This is a genomic window from uncultured Subdoligranulum sp. (assembly GCF_937890665.1).
The window spans coordinates 17,767-33,530 of sequence record NZ_CALADU010000075.1 but is presented as its reverse complement, the minus strand read 5'-3'; the positions used below and the strand labels follow the sequence as shown (position 1 = coordinate 33,530).

General features: G+C 54.5%; 16 protein-coding genes. 3 read left to right on the top strand and 13 right to left on the bottom strand.

What is annotated here, in order from left to right; genetic code table 11:
• The 10 genes from rpsO to rimP all read right to left on the bottom strand — a co-directional run.
• Positions 1-211: 30S ribosomal protein S15 (gene rpsO, locus Q0526_RS04215; protein WP_298731175.1), on the bottom strand; the 211-nt coding region annotated here is incomplete at its 3' end.
• A gap of 153 nt (positions 212-364) precedes the next feature.
• Positions 365-1,291 (bottom strand): riboflavin kinase, encoded by a 927-nt coding sequence (locus Q0526_RS04210; RefSeq protein WP_298731173.1) that lies wholly within the window; start codon positions 1,289-1,291, stop codon positions 365-367.
• Positions 1,278-2,171 carry a tRNA pseudouridine(55) synthase TruB gene (gene truB / locus Q0526_RS04205; RefSeq protein WP_298731171.1) on the bottom strand — a complete coding sequence of 298 codons (894 nt, stop codon included), beginning with the start codon at positions 2,169-2,171 and terminating at the stop codon, positions 1,278-1,280. Before truB ends, Q0526_RS04210 begins: the two co-directional genes overlap by 14 nt.
• A gap of 28 nt (positions 2,172-2,199) precedes the next feature.
• The gene (locus Q0526_RS04200; RefSeq protein ID WP_298731169.1) at positions 2,200-3,195 is read right to left on the bottom strand and encodes a DHH family phosphoesterase; all 996 of its coding nucleotides are present in this window, start codon (positions 3,193-3,195) and stop codon (positions 2,200-2,202) included.
• Positions 3,196-3,254: 59 nt separating this feature from the next.
• Positions 3,255-3,644: a 30S ribosome-binding factor RbfA gene (gene rbfA / locus Q0526_RS04195; protein ID WP_298731167.1), complete on the bottom strand. Its 390-nt coding sequence runs from the start codon at positions 3,642-3,644 to the stop codon at positions 3,255-3,257.
• 70 nt (positions 3,645-3,714) lie between these two features.
• On the bottom strand, positions 3,715-6,111 hold the full coding sequence (gene infB / locus Q0526_RS04190; protein ID WP_298731165.1) for a translation initiation factor IF-2: 2,397 nt from the start codon (positions 6,109-6,111) through the stop codon (positions 3,715-3,717).
• Positions 6,112-6,132: 21 nt separating this feature from the next.
• Entirely contained in the window at positions 6,133-6,438 is a 306-nt protein-coding gene (locus Q0526_RS04185; protein ID WP_298731163.1) for a 50S ribosomal protein L7ae, read from the bottom strand.
• The gene (locus tag Q0526_RS04180) at positions 6,428-6,739 is read right to left on the bottom strand and encodes a YlxR family protein (RefSeq protein ID WP_298731161.1); all 312 of its coding nucleotides are present in this window, start codon (positions 6,737-6,739) and stop codon (positions 6,428-6,430) included. The genes Q0526_RS04185 and Q0526_RS04180 overlap by 11 nt, the downstream gene beginning before the upstream one ends.
• Positions 6,740-6,800: 61 nt before the next feature.
• Entirely contained in the window at positions 6,801-7,874 is a 1,074-nt protein-coding gene (gene nusA, locus Q0526_RS04175; RefSeq protein WP_298731159.1) for a transcription termination factor NusA, read from the bottom strand.
• A gap of 54 nt (positions 7,875-7,928) precedes the next feature.
• Positions 7,929-8,420 carry a ribosome maturation factor RimP gene (gene rimP, locus Q0526_RS04170; protein WP_298731157.1) on the bottom strand — a complete coding sequence of 164 codons (492 nt, stop codon included), beginning with the start codon at positions 8,418-8,420 and terminating at the stop codon, positions 7,929-7,931.
• 250 nt (positions 8,421-8,670) lie between these two features.
• Between rimP and Q0526_RS04165 the strand changes: the two genes are divergently transcribed.
• Together Q0526_RS04165 and Q0526_RS04160 are read left to right on the top strand one after the other, a co-directional pair.
• A complete protein-coding gene (locus tag Q0526_RS04165; protein ID WP_298731155.1) occupies positions 8,671-9,072 on the top strand; it encodes a PadR family transcriptional regulator in 402 nt (133 codons plus the stop codon).
• Complete coding sequence (locus Q0526_RS04160; protein WP_298731153.1) at positions 9,017-10,219, top strand: DUF2812 domain-containing protein; 1,203 nt, start codon at positions 9,017-9,019, stop codon at positions 10,217-10,219. The genes Q0526_RS04165 and Q0526_RS04160 overlap by 56 nt, the downstream gene beginning before the upstream one ends.
• A 52-nt stretch (positions 10,220-10,271) precedes the next feature.
• Here the strand turns inward: Q0526_RS04160 and Q0526_RS04155 are convergent, their stop codons facing one another.
• Together Q0526_RS04155 and murC are read right to left on the bottom strand one after the other, a co-directional pair.
• Entirely contained in the window at positions 10,272-11,507 is a 1,236-nt protein-coding gene (locus Q0526_RS04155; protein WP_298731151.1) for an aminopeptidase, read from the bottom strand.
• Positions 11,508-11,629: 122 nt separating this feature from the next.
• Complete coding sequence (murC, locus tag Q0526_RS04150; RefSeq protein WP_298731149.1) at positions 11,630-13,000, bottom strand: UDP-N-acetylmuramate--L-alanine ligase; 1,371 nt, start codon at positions 12,998-13,000, stop codon at positions 11,630-11,632.
• 175 nt (positions 13,001-13,175) lie between these two features.
• Between murC and Q0526_RS04145 the strand changes: the two genes are divergently transcribed.
• Positions 13,176-13,397 (top strand): hypothetical protein, encoded by a 222-nt coding sequence (locus Q0526_RS04145; RefSeq protein ID WP_298731148.1) that lies wholly within the window; start codon positions 13,176-13,178, stop codon positions 13,395-13,397.
• Here Q0526_RS04145 and Q0526_RS04140 read toward each other — a convergent pair.
• Positions 13,365-15,746 carry a hypothetical protein gene (locus Q0526_RS04140; RefSeq protein ID WP_298731147.1) on the bottom strand — a complete coding sequence of 794 codons (2,382 nt, stop codon included), beginning with the start codon at positions 15,744-15,746 and terminating at the stop codon, positions 13,365-13,367. The genes Q0526_RS04145 and Q0526_RS04140 overlap by 33 nt on opposite strands.
• Positions 15,747-15,764: the final 18 nt, after the last annotated feature.

Sequence of the window (15,764 nt, the reverse complement as noted above, 5' to 3'; positions counted from 1 at the left end):
GATAGGCCAGCAGATTGCGGCGGCGGCCGACCATCTTGAACAGGCCGCGGCGGCTGTGGTTGTCATGCTTGTTGGTCTTGAGATGCTCGGTCAGGTGGTTGATGCGCGCGGTGAGCAGCGCAACCTGAACTTCCGGAGAACCGGTGTCGCCCTCGTGCAGAGCGGCTTTCGCGATGATGGGCTGCTTCTCGATAGCAGATTTCTGGCTCATGATACATACCTCTTTCAAGTAATATTTGCCGATGGCGCAGTACGGGGTAACTGCAGGTTTGAGGCATACGCCCCCTACCGGGCCACGGTAACAGACAATAGTATACCACAATCGCCCTACAATTACAAGAGCGAGTCGCGTTGTTTTTTGCAATTATTTTACCGTCTGGGCCGCAAAATACTCCTTGCTTTGGGCCGCAGCACGGCGAATCAAATCCGACAGTTCCTCCAATGTGCGGAATTTCCGAATGGGGCAAAGATAGCGGTGGAATTCCAGTACCGGCGCTTGCCCGTAAAGATCCCCCGAAAAATCCGGGACGTAAGTTTCACAGGTAACGGCGGCGTTGGCGTCCTCGTCCACGGTCGGCCGACGGCCAATACCGGTAGCAGCAGGCCACCAGCGATCCTCCAGCCAGATTCGGGTCAGATACACACCGGTACAGGGCTGCAAGGCATCCGGGGGATAATTCTGGTTGACCGTAGGGGTTCCCAAACGGCTGCTCCCCACCCCCTTGCCATGGGTAACGGTCCAGTCAATGGCATAGGGAGCCCCCAGCATGGCGTTGGCGTCATCCAGACGGCCTTCCTCCAGTGCTGCCCGGATGCGGGTGGAAGAAACCGCCTGCGCACCATACTGGGCCAGCGGTTCGCAGAGAGCATGCAGCATTTCCACATTGCCCGCCGCGCGGGCGCCAAAGGTGAAGTTGTCCCCGCAGAACACCGCCTTGGCAGCAAAGCAATCCACCAGCACTTTCTGCACAAATACCTCCGGCGGAAGATCGCGGAACGCTTCAAAGGGCGGTTCCAGATATTGTTCCACACCAAGGCTCTCGATACGGCGGTGCTTTTGCGCCAAAGAGAGAATGCGTCCCCCCTTGAGCGTCTGATTTCCGGGCAGTTCAAAGGTGAACGCCGCCGCAGTCAGACCGTTTTCGGCCGCATAACGCACCGCGCTGCCCAACACCATCCGATGTCCGCAGTGGACACCGTCAAAGTAGCCCAATGCCACCGCGCTGCCTTTGGGGGCTTGTACGGGGATCATGGAATGGTAGATCTGCATCGAACGTTCAATTCCTTTCACAAAACAGTTTTTCCACCCGCAGCACACCGCTCTCCACCGCCGCCAATCCCAAGAAGGTCCCCTCCTGATCGTACGTGCGGTAGCGTCCATCGGCTGCTGCATAGTGGCTGGTAGGACAGCCGTTGAAAAGATGGGCTTTGACCCCCGCATTGACGGTCAGCGCCGGCAGAGGTGCGAACACCGTATCCACGGGCAAAATCCAGCCGTTTTCGGCCAGCGCACCGCTTTCCGCCGCAGCCAGAATCTCCGGCAATGTGTGGCACTGAGAGAGCGAGAATTCCCCCGCTTGCGTACGACGCAGCGCGGCCAGTGTAGCAGGTACACCCAGCGCTTGTCCGATATCCTCGGCCAACACACGGATATACGTTCCCTTAGAACAGGCGACCCGCAGCGTATACTCGTTGGGGGCCAGATTGCCCAGATACTCTATGTTGTAGACTGTGATGGGGCGCGGCACACGCTCCACCGTCTGCCCTTTGCGAGCCGCCTTATAAAGCGGCTGACCGTTGATTTTGACCGCGCTGTACATGGGGGGCAACTGCTGGAGCGTACCCTCAAACTGCGGCAGTACCGCCTGCAGTTCTCCCTCTCCTACCGTCACAGGGGCGGATTCCAACACCGTGCCGGTCACATCGCCGGTATCGGTGCGCTGCCCCAGCCGCAGGGTAGCTTCATAGGTTTTATCGTGATTCAACTGGCGGTCGGCAGCCGCGGTTGCCTTGCCGATAAACACGGCGAGCACACCGGTCGCCATGGGATCCAGTGTGCCCGAGTGCCCCAGCTTGCGCGTGCCCAGCGCGCCGCGCAGCTTGGCCAGCACATCGAAGCTGGTCCAGCCGGCGGGTTTATCCACAGGCAGAATGCCGTTTGGCGTTTGCATGATGGGGATTCCTTTTCTGTTCGTTGTATTAGGTTTCAGACTCGGCAGCGTTCAGGGAGGCGCTGCGATCCAATTCCTTTTTCACTTCATCCAAAATAGCTTGTTTGGCGTTGTCCAGATTGCCGCTGATCTCGCATCCGGCAGCCCGGGGATGTCCCCCACCGCCCAGACGCCGTGCAATGTTGCAGGCGTTGGTGTCGTGACCGGTGCGCACGCTGATCTTGTAGCTGCCATCTTTCTGCTGACGCAGCGTCAGACCCACTTCCACGCCTTCGATCGAGCGCGGCAGGCTGGTCAAATCTTCCAGTTCCGCCCCCGCCACACCGGCGGCTTGAATCTGATCCCAAGTCAGGCAGATCAACGCACACCGGTTGTCATAGTAGAACTCCAGACTTTCCAGCGCCATCCGCTCCGCTGCCATCCGGGCATGGGAACGGCATTCAAACAGCCGCTCGTTGAGATTTTCCACGTCGGCACCCGCTTCGATCAAAGCGGCCGCAGCCCGATGGGTGGCTGCCGTCGTATTGGTAAACCGGAAGCAGCCAGTATCGGTGGCAACACCGGTATACAGGCAAGCGGCGATATCCGGTGTGATTTCCACCCCAAGTTCGGGGATCAATGCCGTCAGCAGCTCAGCAGTGGCTGCAGCGTGATCATCCAAAAGGGTTTCGTAGGCGTAGCCGCTGTTGGAGCCATGGTGGTCAATGCAGAGATCCACATGGGCTGCATATTGCGGCATGTTGTTGCGGTCACCAAACAACTGGATCCCTGCCACATCTACGGCCACCACAAACCGAGGCGTAAAGCTGCCGTCAAACACATGAATGGGTAAAAACGCATACATGGTGGGGATGGGGTCACTGCACAGAACCGCAGCAGTTTTTCCCAAACGGCGCAACGCCAAACACAGGGCCGCCCCCGAGCCGATGGTATCACCGTCGGGGTTCTTATGGCATAAAATCAAGATCTCGTCTGCGCCCAACAAGCGCGAGACAACGGTCTCATGATCCACAGATTGCGTCATACAGTTCCTCTTTTCCGGAGAGATCTGCCTGCGGTACTTTTTCTACCGCAGGGCTGCGATCATTCGCTGTCGCTTTCGGCATCGTCCTGTGCGTTGCCGTCTGCATGAACTGCCAGTTCTCCCAGCAGTTGATTGATGTGGGCAGCATAGGCTGCGCCCTCGTCCGCCACAAACACAAAGCGCGGTGCTTTGCGGATATGCATACGGCGGCTGACTTCGGTGCGGACATGGCCGGAGGCTTTATTCAAAGCCTTGACCACGGGTTCCGGACCGCCTTCCCGTCCCATCACGCTGATGTAGACTTTGGCCTGATCCAGATCCGGGGTTACGTCCAGCCGCGTGACCGTCAACAGGCCGCCGGTCACCCGGGGATCTTTCATCTCGCCAATGATGGCGATGAGTTCCCGCTTCATGTCCTGCGCCATACGGCCATGATTTTTGCTTGGCATGATTTTCTATCCTCAAATTACCGCAGAGAAGACAAGGCTCTGCCCCGCCCTTCTGCTTGGGTCATAAAACTTAGTCGCGATACTCTTCGAGCTTAAAGCACTCAAAGACGTCGCCTTCCTTAATATCGGCGAATTTCTCCAGCGTGATGCCGCACTCAAAACCTTCCGCCACTTCCTTGGCATCGTCCTTGAAGCGCTTCAAGCTGGCAATGGCATCTTCGCAGATGACGATACCATCACGGACCAGACGCAGCTGGGCATCCCGGGTAATCTTGCCGTTGGTAACGCGGCAGCCTGCCACAGTACCCACACTGGAAATCTTGTACACCTGACGGACCTGCGCTTCGCCCAGAGCCACTTCGCGAATCTTGGGCGCCAACATGCCCTTCATAGCGTCGGAAACATCATTGATCGCGTCGTAGATAACGCGGTACATACGCATCTCCACGCCGGTCTGCTCCGCCTCTGCCTTGGCCACCGCATCGGGACGCACGTTGAAGCCGATGATGATGGCATTGGAGGCATCCGCCAGCGAAACGTCGGATTTGGAGATGGCACCGACGCCCGCGTGGATGACCCGAACCCGGACCTCGTCGTTGGAGATTTTTTCGAGGCTCTGCTTAACAGCCTCAGCGGAACCCTGCACGTCGGCCTTAACCACGATGGGCAGTTCCTTCATATCGTTGGCAGCCATCTGGTCGAACAGGTTATCCAAAGTAACCTTGGTGTACGCGGCAAACTGACGCTCCTTGGCCTCGGTCATACGCTTGTCAGCCAATTCGCGGGCCAGCTTTTCGTCCTCGACGGCCTCGAACAGCTCGCCCGCTTCCGGCACTTCGGTCAGACCGGTGATTTCCACAGGCGTAGAAGGACCGGCCTCGGTGATCTCGCGGCCCTTGTCGTCCCGCATGGTACGCACACGGCCCACGGCAGTGCCGGCGATCAAGCAGTCGCCCTTATGCAGGGTGCCGTTCTGCACCAACAGCGTGGCCACGGGGCCCTGTCCTTTGTCCAGACGAGCCTCCACCACAGCGCCCTTGCCGCGGCGGTTGGGGTTGGCCTTGAGTTCCATAACCTCGGCTTCCAGAACGATGCGCTCCAGCAGATCCGAAATGCCCATGCCCGTCAGTGCCGACACGGGAATGCAGGCCACATCACCGCCCCAATCCTCGGGCACGATCTCGTACTGGGTGAGCTGCTCCTTGACCCGCTCCGGGTTGGCGGTGGGTTTATCCATCTTGTTAACAGCCACGATCAGCTTGACGTTGGCTGCCTTGGCATGGTTGATGGACTCGATGGTCTGGGGCATGATGCCGTCGTCGGCAGCCACCACCAGAACCGCGATGTCCGTCATGTTGGCACCGCGGGCACGCATGGCCGTGAAAGCCTCGTGACCCGGGGTATCCAAGAAGGTGATCACACTGTCGCCGCTCTTGACCTGATAGGCACCGATGGCCTGCGTGATGCCGCCGGCTTCCCCTGCGGTGACGTTGGTCTTACGGATGGCATCCAAGATGGAGGTCTTGCCGTGGTCGACGTGGCCCATGACCACGACAACCGGCGGACGCTCCACCAAATCGGCGGCGTTGTCCTCCTCCTGCACAAAGAGGCGTTCCTCGATGGAAACATGCACTTCATGCTCCACCTTGGCGTGGAATTCCTCGGCAATGAGGGCGGCAGTATCGAAATCCACCACATCGGACACCGCGTGCATCTCGCCCATCTGCATGAACTTAGCCACGACCTTGGCAGCGGTCTGCTTCAGGCGGCTGGCCAGTTCACCGACGGTGATCTCATCGGGAATGGAGATTTTGAGCTGCGCGTTGCGAGCCTTCTCCAACTGGATACGCTGCAGGCGCTCAGCTTCCGTCTCACGGCGACGGCCAAACTGCTGGCCGCGGCGATTGTTGCGGTTGTTGAACTTTTCTTTTTTGCCGGTGGGCTGGTTCTTACGCTTGTTGGGCATGTTGCGGCTATCGGCCAGATCGTCATACCGAGCGTTGAACTTATCCACGTTAACATCCACCGTGCGGGTATCCACCGACACCTGCGCCCGGTTGACCTGCACCTGCTCGGTGGCAGCCACCGGCTTCTTGATGCCGGTATCGGCGGCCAGCTCCTGCAGGGTGACACGCTTCTCGTTGCGCTTCTCCGCCTGCTTTTCGGGCTTACGGTTCTCGCGCTTGTTTTCCGGCTTCTTGCCTTCGGGCTTTTTGGCTTCCGGCTTTTTCTCTGCCTTGGGGGCCGGCTTAACCTCTTCCTTGGCACCGCTGGCCAGATACGCATCCAGACTGGACTCCTCGTTCTCGCGAGTCAGCTTTTCCAGCAGAAAATCCAGTTCCTTCTCGCCAAAGGTCCCACCGGTCTTGTAGGCTTCCCCCGTAATGGGCGAAACGGTCTCGATGACCTTCTTGGCGGGTACGCCGAACTCCTTGGCAACATCAGCAATCTTATATTTAAAATCCATAAACTCTGGTCCTCCTCTGCATCAGGTAAGATGTTTTGCGCACAGCTGCGCAAGGTGTTCGTCCGTTACGCCGAACACAGCGGCGGGTTTTGGGGTAAGCATCGCCAAATCGGCGGTGGTCAGCGGCATCTGTTCACAAGCCACGATCCCCTCACAAGCACTGCGCATATGTGTTACGGTACGTTCGCTGGCGTCTGCCGCAAGCAGTACCAACGCCACCTTACCGCGCAGGGCATTTTCCTGCACGCGGTCATAGCCATGCAGCAGCTTGCCGGCTTTACGGCAAAGCCCCAGCGCGCCCAACAACGGGTGTTGATCACTCGCCATGGTCTGCCGCCTCCTTTGCACTTTGTTCCGCGCATTGGATTTCCTCGGTCAACCGGTCGTAGATTTCCCCGGGAATGGGGACCTCAAACGTGCGCTCCAACCGCTTCGCCTTGCGGGCTTTGGCCAGACACGCTGCCGAAGGACAGAGATATGCGCCCCGTCCCGGCGCTTTGCCGCGCAGATCGATACTGATCTCGCCTTCCGGGCTGCGCACAACGCGCACCAGCTCGCGCTTGGGGCGCTGAGCATTACAGCCTATACAACGGCGCACCGGGATCTTTTTTTGCTTTTGCTGCTGCAAGTAGCCGACCTCTTTTCAAATGGAATCCGGGAATAACTGCCCGGGAAAATCGTTTTAAGGGTTATTCCTCATCCTCGCCATAGTAGCCGGATTCGGGGCGGATGTCGATATTGTAGCCGGTCAGGTGGGCACACAGACGGACGTTCTGGCCCTTGTTGCCGATGGCCAAGCTGAGCTGGTGATCGGGCACTGTGACACGGCAGCTCTTGGTCTCGCCGGGGAGCAGTTCCACCTTGACGACCTTCGCCGGAGACAGCGCCGCCGAGATAAACTCGGTCACATCTTCGCTCCAACGGATGACGTCGATCTTCTCGCCGCCCAGCTCCTGCACGATCTTTTCCACACGGGCGCCGCGGGCACCGATGCAGGCACCGACGGGATCCACATCCGGGTTCTTGCTCCAAACCGCCAACTTGGTGCGGGCACCAGCCTCACGGGCGATGGCCTTGATCTCCACCGTGCCGTCATAGATCTCCGGCACTTCCAGCTCGAACATCCGCTTCACCAGACCGGGATGCGTCCGGCTGATGGTCACGCGGGGGCCGCGATCGGTCGCCAGCACATCCACCACATAGACCTGCACGGTTTCGCCTTCGTGGAAGGTTTCGCCGGGGACCTGCTCGTTGCGGGGCAGCACAGCACTGCCGCCCTTGCCCAGATCCAGCACAATATTGCCGCGCTCCGGATCCACAGATACCACCGTAGCGGTGATGAGCTCGTGAGCACGGGACTGCATTTCACTGCACTGCAGGTTGCGCTCCCCTTCCCGCAGACCCTGACGGATCACATGCTTGGCCGTCTGAGCGGCAATGCGGCCGAATTCCTTGGTCTTGAGCTGGGTAACCATCCGCTGACCTACCTTGTAGCTCTTGCGGACCTTCTGGGCATCCTCCAGACTGACCTGCGTGTGGGGATTTTCTACTTCCTCCACAATCTCACGCAGCAGACTGGCCCGGAACGCACCGATCTCGGGGTCAATATCGACCACCACATTCTCGTCCTCTACCTCATAATCCTTCTTAACGGCGATGACGATTGCAGCCTTGATCTTCTCGATCAAGTAATCTACCGGCAAGCCACGCTCCTTCTGCAGCGCAGCCAAAGACTCAAAGAATTCGTTGTTCGCAGTAGCCATTTTTACGGTTTCCTCCCAATATAGGTTTCAGTACACAAATACAGAACTTGGCACTCAGCCAAACAGATCTTCATCATCACAAAGTTTGACGTACCCTGCCGCTTTGACCGGGAAGGTGTAGGTTTCCTCTCCATCGGTCAGCGTCACATTGCCGTCGGCATCCAGCCCTTGCAAGATCCCCGCCACATCGCGGCGGCCTGCCTCGTCCGGGCGAATGAGATGCGCCGCACACTTCTGGCCGCGCAGCGCCTCGTAATGCTCAGGTCGCGTCAGACGGCGGCCCAAACCGGGACTGCCCACTTCCAGATAGTAGCTCTGGTCGATGGGGTCTGCCTCGTCCAAAATGGGGTCAATGGCACGGGAGACCGCCTCACAGGTATCGGTATCCAGCGGCTCATCCCGGTCGATCAGCACCCGCAGGAACCAGTCGGGCCCTTCTTTTTCAAAACGAACATCCCACAGGCGTAGACCCATGCCCTCCACCGTGGGGCGCACCAGCGTCTCGACGGTCTTCGCCGCGCCGCCGCTGTTTTGCTGTTTTGCCATGCAAACGCTCCTTATTCTTCCCTATCATAAAAAGAAAGCGGACCTTGACGGCCCACTTTCCAATAAAATCATCATCGAACAGTAAAAATATACCACACCCCTATCAAAAATGCAACCCCCCACCGGCAAAAAAGCCATGGGAAAGGCTTTTTTCTGCGATTTTATGAAACAATGTAAGAGGTTCCCTTGACATAGGGGAAATATCGTTTTACAATATCATTAGACGATATCGTTATACGAGGTAACACTGATGCCAAGGCACGCGTTTGAAAATCTGACCGAGTCCATGTTCTATGTATTGATGGCCCTGACCCGCAGAGATGCCTGCGGCACCGAGATTGCCGCCTTTGCCTCCCAGATCTCCGGCGGCACAGTGCGGTTGGGGCCCGCCACCCTATATACACTGTTGTCTCGCTTTGAAAGCGAAGGTTTTGTAGCTGAAGCCGGAACAGTAGGCACCAAGCGATATTACCGCCTAACCGCTGCCGGACAGGCAGCTTACGACGCAGAACGAGCACGGCTGCAGCGCTGTCTGGAAGACGCCGCCCGCGCTCAAATCACCGCTCCTGCCACGCTGCCGAAAGGAGAGCAACGCGATGAAGACTACCAACAAAGAAATGGCACGCCGTCTGATCCCTTGCCCGCCCTATGATGTAGAATCCTGTGAAAGTTGGCTTGGTGAGATGGCGGAGGAGGGATTATTTCTAGAGCATTGGGGGCTGACCACCGCCCGGTTTCGGCGCGGTATCCCTATGACGATGCGTTACCGCCTGACGGCAGCCCGTCTAACAGGCAGTATACTCGCCGGACCACCCTTAGCACCTGACGCACAAGAACAATCTTTATACGAAGATGCCGGATGGCGTTTTATCTGCCGACAGGACGAATTTTTCATTTACGCCTGTAAAAATCCTGTTGCTCCGGAACTGCACACCGATCCCGCTGTACAGGCCATCAGCCTAAAAATGGCATGGAAGTCCGCCTTGTGGTCCTTTTTGGGTTTTATTGCCGCTTTTCTACTTCACATTTTTCTAAATTATTCCGACCGTTTGATCCTTTTTCTCGTAGAATTTCCAGTTCTGATTTTGTTCTGGTTCGTTTTTGCGGTCTGGAATCTCTTCTCCACCGCTCGTGGTCTGTATTGCATCTCCGCACTGCGAAGCCGACTGCGCCGCGGCCTCCCACCGGATCACCACAAGAATTGGCGTCGAAGCGCTCCGTTGTATCAATGTGCCAATGGGCTGCAGCTTCTTGTTCTTCCCCTTTTGGGTGTTTTCCTGATTGCCCTCCTTTTGAACACCAGTCGCACAGTACCGCCCGTGCTCTCCGAACAAGATATCCAAGGGCTTCCCTTTGCCACGCTGGGGGATTTGGCCGAGGGCACTGTGGTACGGGAGGAATCTTCCGATCACAACACCATCGAGCGACGCCACTCCCTGCTAGCCCCTACCATAATCGAATATCAGGAAAACGGTCGTGTCGTACAAAACGACGAAGTCATGCTGGACACCTTCCTACAGGTCGACTACTACGAAACACGGTTTCGTTGGCTGGCGCAAGGGTTGGTCGGCGACCTGCACAGCCGCTGGGACAATCTTGCCGACCAACCACAAACCATACCCGAATTGCCCGGAATCGACGCAGTCTGGGCTTACAGCGACAAAAGCGGCGTATTCCGGCAACTGATTTTGGTACAGGGCAATCGGATCGTTTCCGCTCGTTGGCTGGATTCTTATAATACGCAAGATTTTGAAGAGATCGTGGTACGCTTTGCCGAAGTCTTTGCCTACAGTAAATAAGGAAAATAAAACTCCCGGACCAATACACGTCCGGGAGTTTTATTGTTTGTAATTAGAACGCCCACTCGCCGTTCGTGAAAATCGTTACTTCCTCTCCGGATTGGGTAATGCCGGTAATATGGGTATCCGGGGCACCAATCATCACATCCTCGTGGATAGCAGAATCGTTGAGACCCTTTTCCAGCAACTGCGCCCGTGTCATCGAGGCACCGCCTTTGATGTTGGTGGGATAGCCTGCGCCAAAAGCGATGTGGCAGGCCGCATTCTCATCGAACAGCGTGTTGAAGAAGAGTACGCCGCTCTGATTGATGGGGCTGGAGACCGGCACCAGCGCAATCTCTCCGATCCGATTCACATTCTCATCAGTGGAAAGTAGTTCCGCCAAAAGCTGCGCATTTTTCTCTGCGCCATGCTCCACCACCTGACCGTTCCGGAAGGTCACATGCCAGCCTTCGATGAGCTGGCCATTGTACACATAGGGCTTGGTGCCATAGACGATTCCGTCTACCCGGTTGCGGTCCGGCGCACAGAACACTTCCTCAGTGGGCACATTGGCAATAAACTCAATGCCTCTCTCCGATTTGCTGGAAGCGCCTTCCCATGTGGCATCCTGTGCAATGCCTACCGTCAGATCGGTGCCGTTACCACTGGTGATGTGTACGCGGTCAAGATTCCACGCATTAAGCTGGTCCCGGCGTGCCTTCGTCTTGGCAACATGTTCCCGCCACGCCGTAACCGGATCCCCCGTGGAAACGCGGCAGACATCAAAAATCAGTGCCCACAGTTTTTCCACCGCCTCCTCGGTCGGCAGATCCGGGAACACCTTAGTCGCCCAGCCCGGTGCCGGTACCGCCACCACGCACCACTGTACACGATCGTTCATGGTGTATTCCTGCCACGGTTTCATAAAGGTACGCTTTGCCAGATTGACCCGGTTGACCTTGCCCGCATCGAGACCAGCCAGCGCCTCGGGATCCTCGGCATGGATGGCCAGCGTGCAGCAGCCGTCCGGGTCTTCGGCATAGTCCAGATAGCTGCGCAGCTCGTACGGTTTGATCTCGCACAAATCGGCTTCTTGCGCCAGTTCCATATGCAGGCGAGTAAGTTGGTCATCCTCCCACCGGACAATCACCCGTTTGGCACCTGCCTCATAACCGGCACGCACACAAGCATGGGCAAACTCCGGCATAGTGACCGGACAGCGCACAATAAAATTCTGGCGCGGGCGCACGTTGACGCCCACTTTGACAACGAAATCAGCATAAAGTTGCAGATAGTGTTGGTTCATTTTGGGTTCTCCTTTTATAGGTTTGCTTTTAGTATATACCATTTTCCTGCTTCTGGACAGAGGCTCCATCAAAAAACAGGCCGCCCTGCTGGACAGCCTGTTTTTGTACCATAGAATTTTGTTTACTGCTCTACCATCATATCAGCAGCCTTGTACAAATCGCCGCAGCTCATGCAAACCACCAAGTCGCCTTTTCCGGCGTTTTGCTTCACCCAACGAGCAGCACCTTCCAGACCATCGACAACGACACTGCCGGAGATCTTGGCCGCCAACTGCTCCGCCTTAACGGTTCCGTCGTCCGTTTCTCGGCCACCCATGATCGGCAGAAGTACCACCTGATCGGCTTGGTTCAACACTTCGGCAAAATCGTCCATCAGCATCTTCGTACGGCTGTAGGTAAACGGCTGATGTACCGCAATCACCCGCTTATAGCCAAGGCCTTTCGCGGTTTTCATCGTCGCCGCCAATTCGGTGGGATGGTGGGCATAATCGTCCACGATAACCGCTCCGTTGCATTCGCCTTTGATCTCAAAACGGCGGCCGGTGCCATGAAATGCTTCCGCCGCACGTACGGCATCCTCGGGCTTCAGTCCCAAAGGACGCACGCAGCAGCACATCGCCAACGCATTATAAATATTGTGGTATCCCGGAACACCCAGCCGAATGTGTGCAAAGAATTCGCCCAATTCCAAAACATCAAACTCGTAGAAGCCGGGCTTGTATTCCGCCACATTCACAGCGCGGAACCGAGCCTCCTCGGTGATGCCGAAGCTGAGCACCGGACGGTCAATGGAATTCATCACGTCCACGGTGTTGCGGTCATCCATATTAAAGACCACCGTACGAGACAAAAGTGCGAACTTCTGGAAAGCCAGCTTGAGCTGTCCCATGGTGCCATAATATTCGAGGTGATCGTTATCGATATTTAGGATCACACCCACCGCGCAGGTTAGATGCAGGAACGTCTCATGGTATTCGCAAGCCTCTATCACGGCACTCTGGCCGCTACCAGCCTTGCCATAACCGCCGATCAGCGGCAGCTTTCCGCCAATAACCGCCGCCGGATCCCGTCCAGCCAATTCCAGCATCGTGGTGATCATACCGGTAGTGGTTGTTTTACCATGCGTACCCGCCACGCCCACACTCTGGGGATGCATACGGCTAACATACCCCAACAGCACACTGCGCTCTACCGCCTTGATGCCTCGCGCTTTGGCGGCTTTGAGTTCCGGGTTGTCATCGTGGATGGCGGCGCTGTAAACCACCAGTTGAGCATTGCCCAGATTTTCTGCATTGTGACCAATGGTTACCTTTACCCCCAGCGCACGCTCAGCCTCGGTATTCTTGGTTTCCTCCACATCGGAACCCGTAATGGAAAAACCGCGGCTGTGCAAAATTTGAATCAACGGATAAGTGCCGGAGCCGCCGCAACCAATGAAATGAATGGTCTGGACGCCTTCTAGCAGCTTCGGGTCAAAAATACTATATACCATGGGTGTTCACCTCTAAAAAAGTCCACGCCCAGCCGGACATGGCATACTCTCACACTAGTTTGTTATAATTATAATATTTTTTCGCCGCAAAATAAACACTTTTCCCAAATTTTTGGTATAATAGCAGAAAAGATTTCCACAATTCTGGTATTTTGACTAGCAGGAGGCGTGAAACATGGCAAAATGGATTTGGAGTATCGACCCTTTAGCAGTGAGCCGCCTGCGAAAACCAGCGGGAAAGTCACCGCTTTCCCGTATAGCATTGGCCCGGCTTGGCATTCCGGCACGGAAGATCCCCCGCGTGCAGGCAGAACTTGCCCGGTTGCGGAAAGATTCCAATTTTGATCTTGCCACATGGCAGGCCTTAGCCCGCGAGATCGCCCGGCAGCTTGTGTAGCTGCCGTTTTTTCTTTTTGTCTTTTACCCAGACACCAACCAATCCCACAAAGGTTGCCAGCGAAACCAATTCCGCAGCGCGCCACCAGATAGGTTCTTTATACTGAATCGAGAACGACCCGCTGTATCCAGCCGGTACCGTAAGCTGCAAAAGAGAGTTTTCACTTGTTCCCAAAGTCCATTCTGTGCCCTCGGTATCTACAGCATGATAATTGCCATAATCGAAAATCGGCAGCACAACGGTCGCCTCTGTATCACCGGTGTTATCCAAAGTGATATGAGCGACACCATCTGTTTTATCATACCATTTGATGAGCAGTTCTTCATCTTGGGTGGAAGGACGCGGATAGTTCCAGTCAACATCCTTTGAAAGGAGATACTCACCTTGCATAACAACTACACGATCATTTTCCGAAAGAGAGTATCGCATTTCAAGATCTCTCGTTTGATTGCCTATGCGATAAAGGTCACCAGCGTTAAACATTGTCAATAATATCAACGCTGTGCACAAACACTTATAGTGGCCATCATTCTTTTGTTTAATAATTTTTAACGATACTGTTATCGTTACCGACAAAAGAATTGTAGCAATCGTCATATATCGCCATGAATACTGTACAATGGTTAACACTTTGTGTACCAGAGTCTGACTAACATAACTAAGTACACAATCCCAAGGGAACAAATTCAGCGAAAAGAACACTGCCCCCCAGCCGAACAAAAGAGTCCACTTTATTAACGAGTTTTCGTCAACCTTCCAACTGCAGCGCTTTAACAACACATAAACTGCAATTAAACTTCCAACAATTAGACTAAGACCTATTGTTTTATATGATTTTGGGTCCTCAACATCGCTAAATAAAGCAAACAAATTATATACTGATAAACCTGTGCTTTGAAAACTTGTAGATCCCCCTGCCCCTGTCACAGTCGTCCTCTGCGTAAGCATTGAACATAACATTGGAACGATAAACCATGAGCATAGACCCACGGACAAGAGCGCCTCCTTAAAAAGAGTCAACATCCTTTTAGTGGCAAGCATTTTGTTTATATTAGCAAAGCAAAAAAGCACCAAAAACAGCAAAACCATTTCTAAACTAAGCACATGACTTTGCGCTATAAACGCCACACCAATTGCCAGCGGTACGCCGTCACGGAAAGACGGACTTTTTGATTGAAAAATCCGATAAATCCCCAAAACGATTAAAGGCAGCCAAGCCATTGCAGTATATTCCCCCACCGCCGCTCGGCAATAAACATTCGATATTCTATAGTTTGCAAGTACATAAATAAGCGTTCCGACTAACGCCGTATCCTTCGCTTTTACTATTTCACTCATGGCCCAATAAGTTACGCCTACTGTAAAAATTGTAATTAGCATAACATAAAGTTTATAGCAAACTTGCAATGGCACCATGCAGTTATACAATATGGCGGGTATATACAAAAATAAATCGCAATAATATAGAGGCGTTGCATATCCATAGCCATTCAGCATATCCGTATACAAACGAACCGGAAACTGCCCATCCGACAACCCTTGTGCTAAACTCACAATTCTAGTCAAGTGAAAATCCAGATCATCACCAATGAGAAGTCCATTACCAAATAGGGGAATGCAAGCAAATATGCAAACCAAAGAAAGCACAACGATAGTCCAGTGTTTCTTTAACTTATTCCAAGGATCCCACGTTCCCTCCGTAAAAAGAGCCAGACCGATACCATTCACAATACCAAAAAGTAGCAAAATTCCCACAAGTCGAATCAACCGATATACCGGTTGTTCTTGCAGTGTGATACTTTCGATTTGAAAATTGCACTCTCCCAGAGGAGTAACTTGAGCCACCAATTCTTTCGCGTTAGCTCCTAGCGGTATCCACAGCCGTCCCGTTACAGTGGACCATGCTCCTGTAAGCGTAATAGGCTCACCGTATACCAGATTATAAAACCGTAGTTCCTCAAACGATACTTCCGCTGCCCGTATATTGGCTGATGTAGAGTCCGTCTGATACTGAATCGTCACTTCATACGCTCCAGAACGTATAGCGTATCCTTGAGATTCTAGCTGTTCAAAGTTTGCCTCGCCTTCGCTTTCCGGTGCACGTTTTGCCTCCTCTGCAATTTGAAATTGCAAGCTTTCTTCCGCCATTTGCGCCTGATATTGAGAGTCACTCTTTTCTTCCACTGCTGCCGAAAAATCCTGTGGTAGGATCGTAAGGGAAAAAGCCGGCCGGAACAGACCGACTAACAGCCAAAGGATCACCAAACACTGAAGCACTACAATAGCCGTAAAGACCTTGTGTTGTTTAATAATATCCCTGTGCAAAAAGGAAGTTTTGGGAAGGTTCATAAATCGTTGCCCACCTTT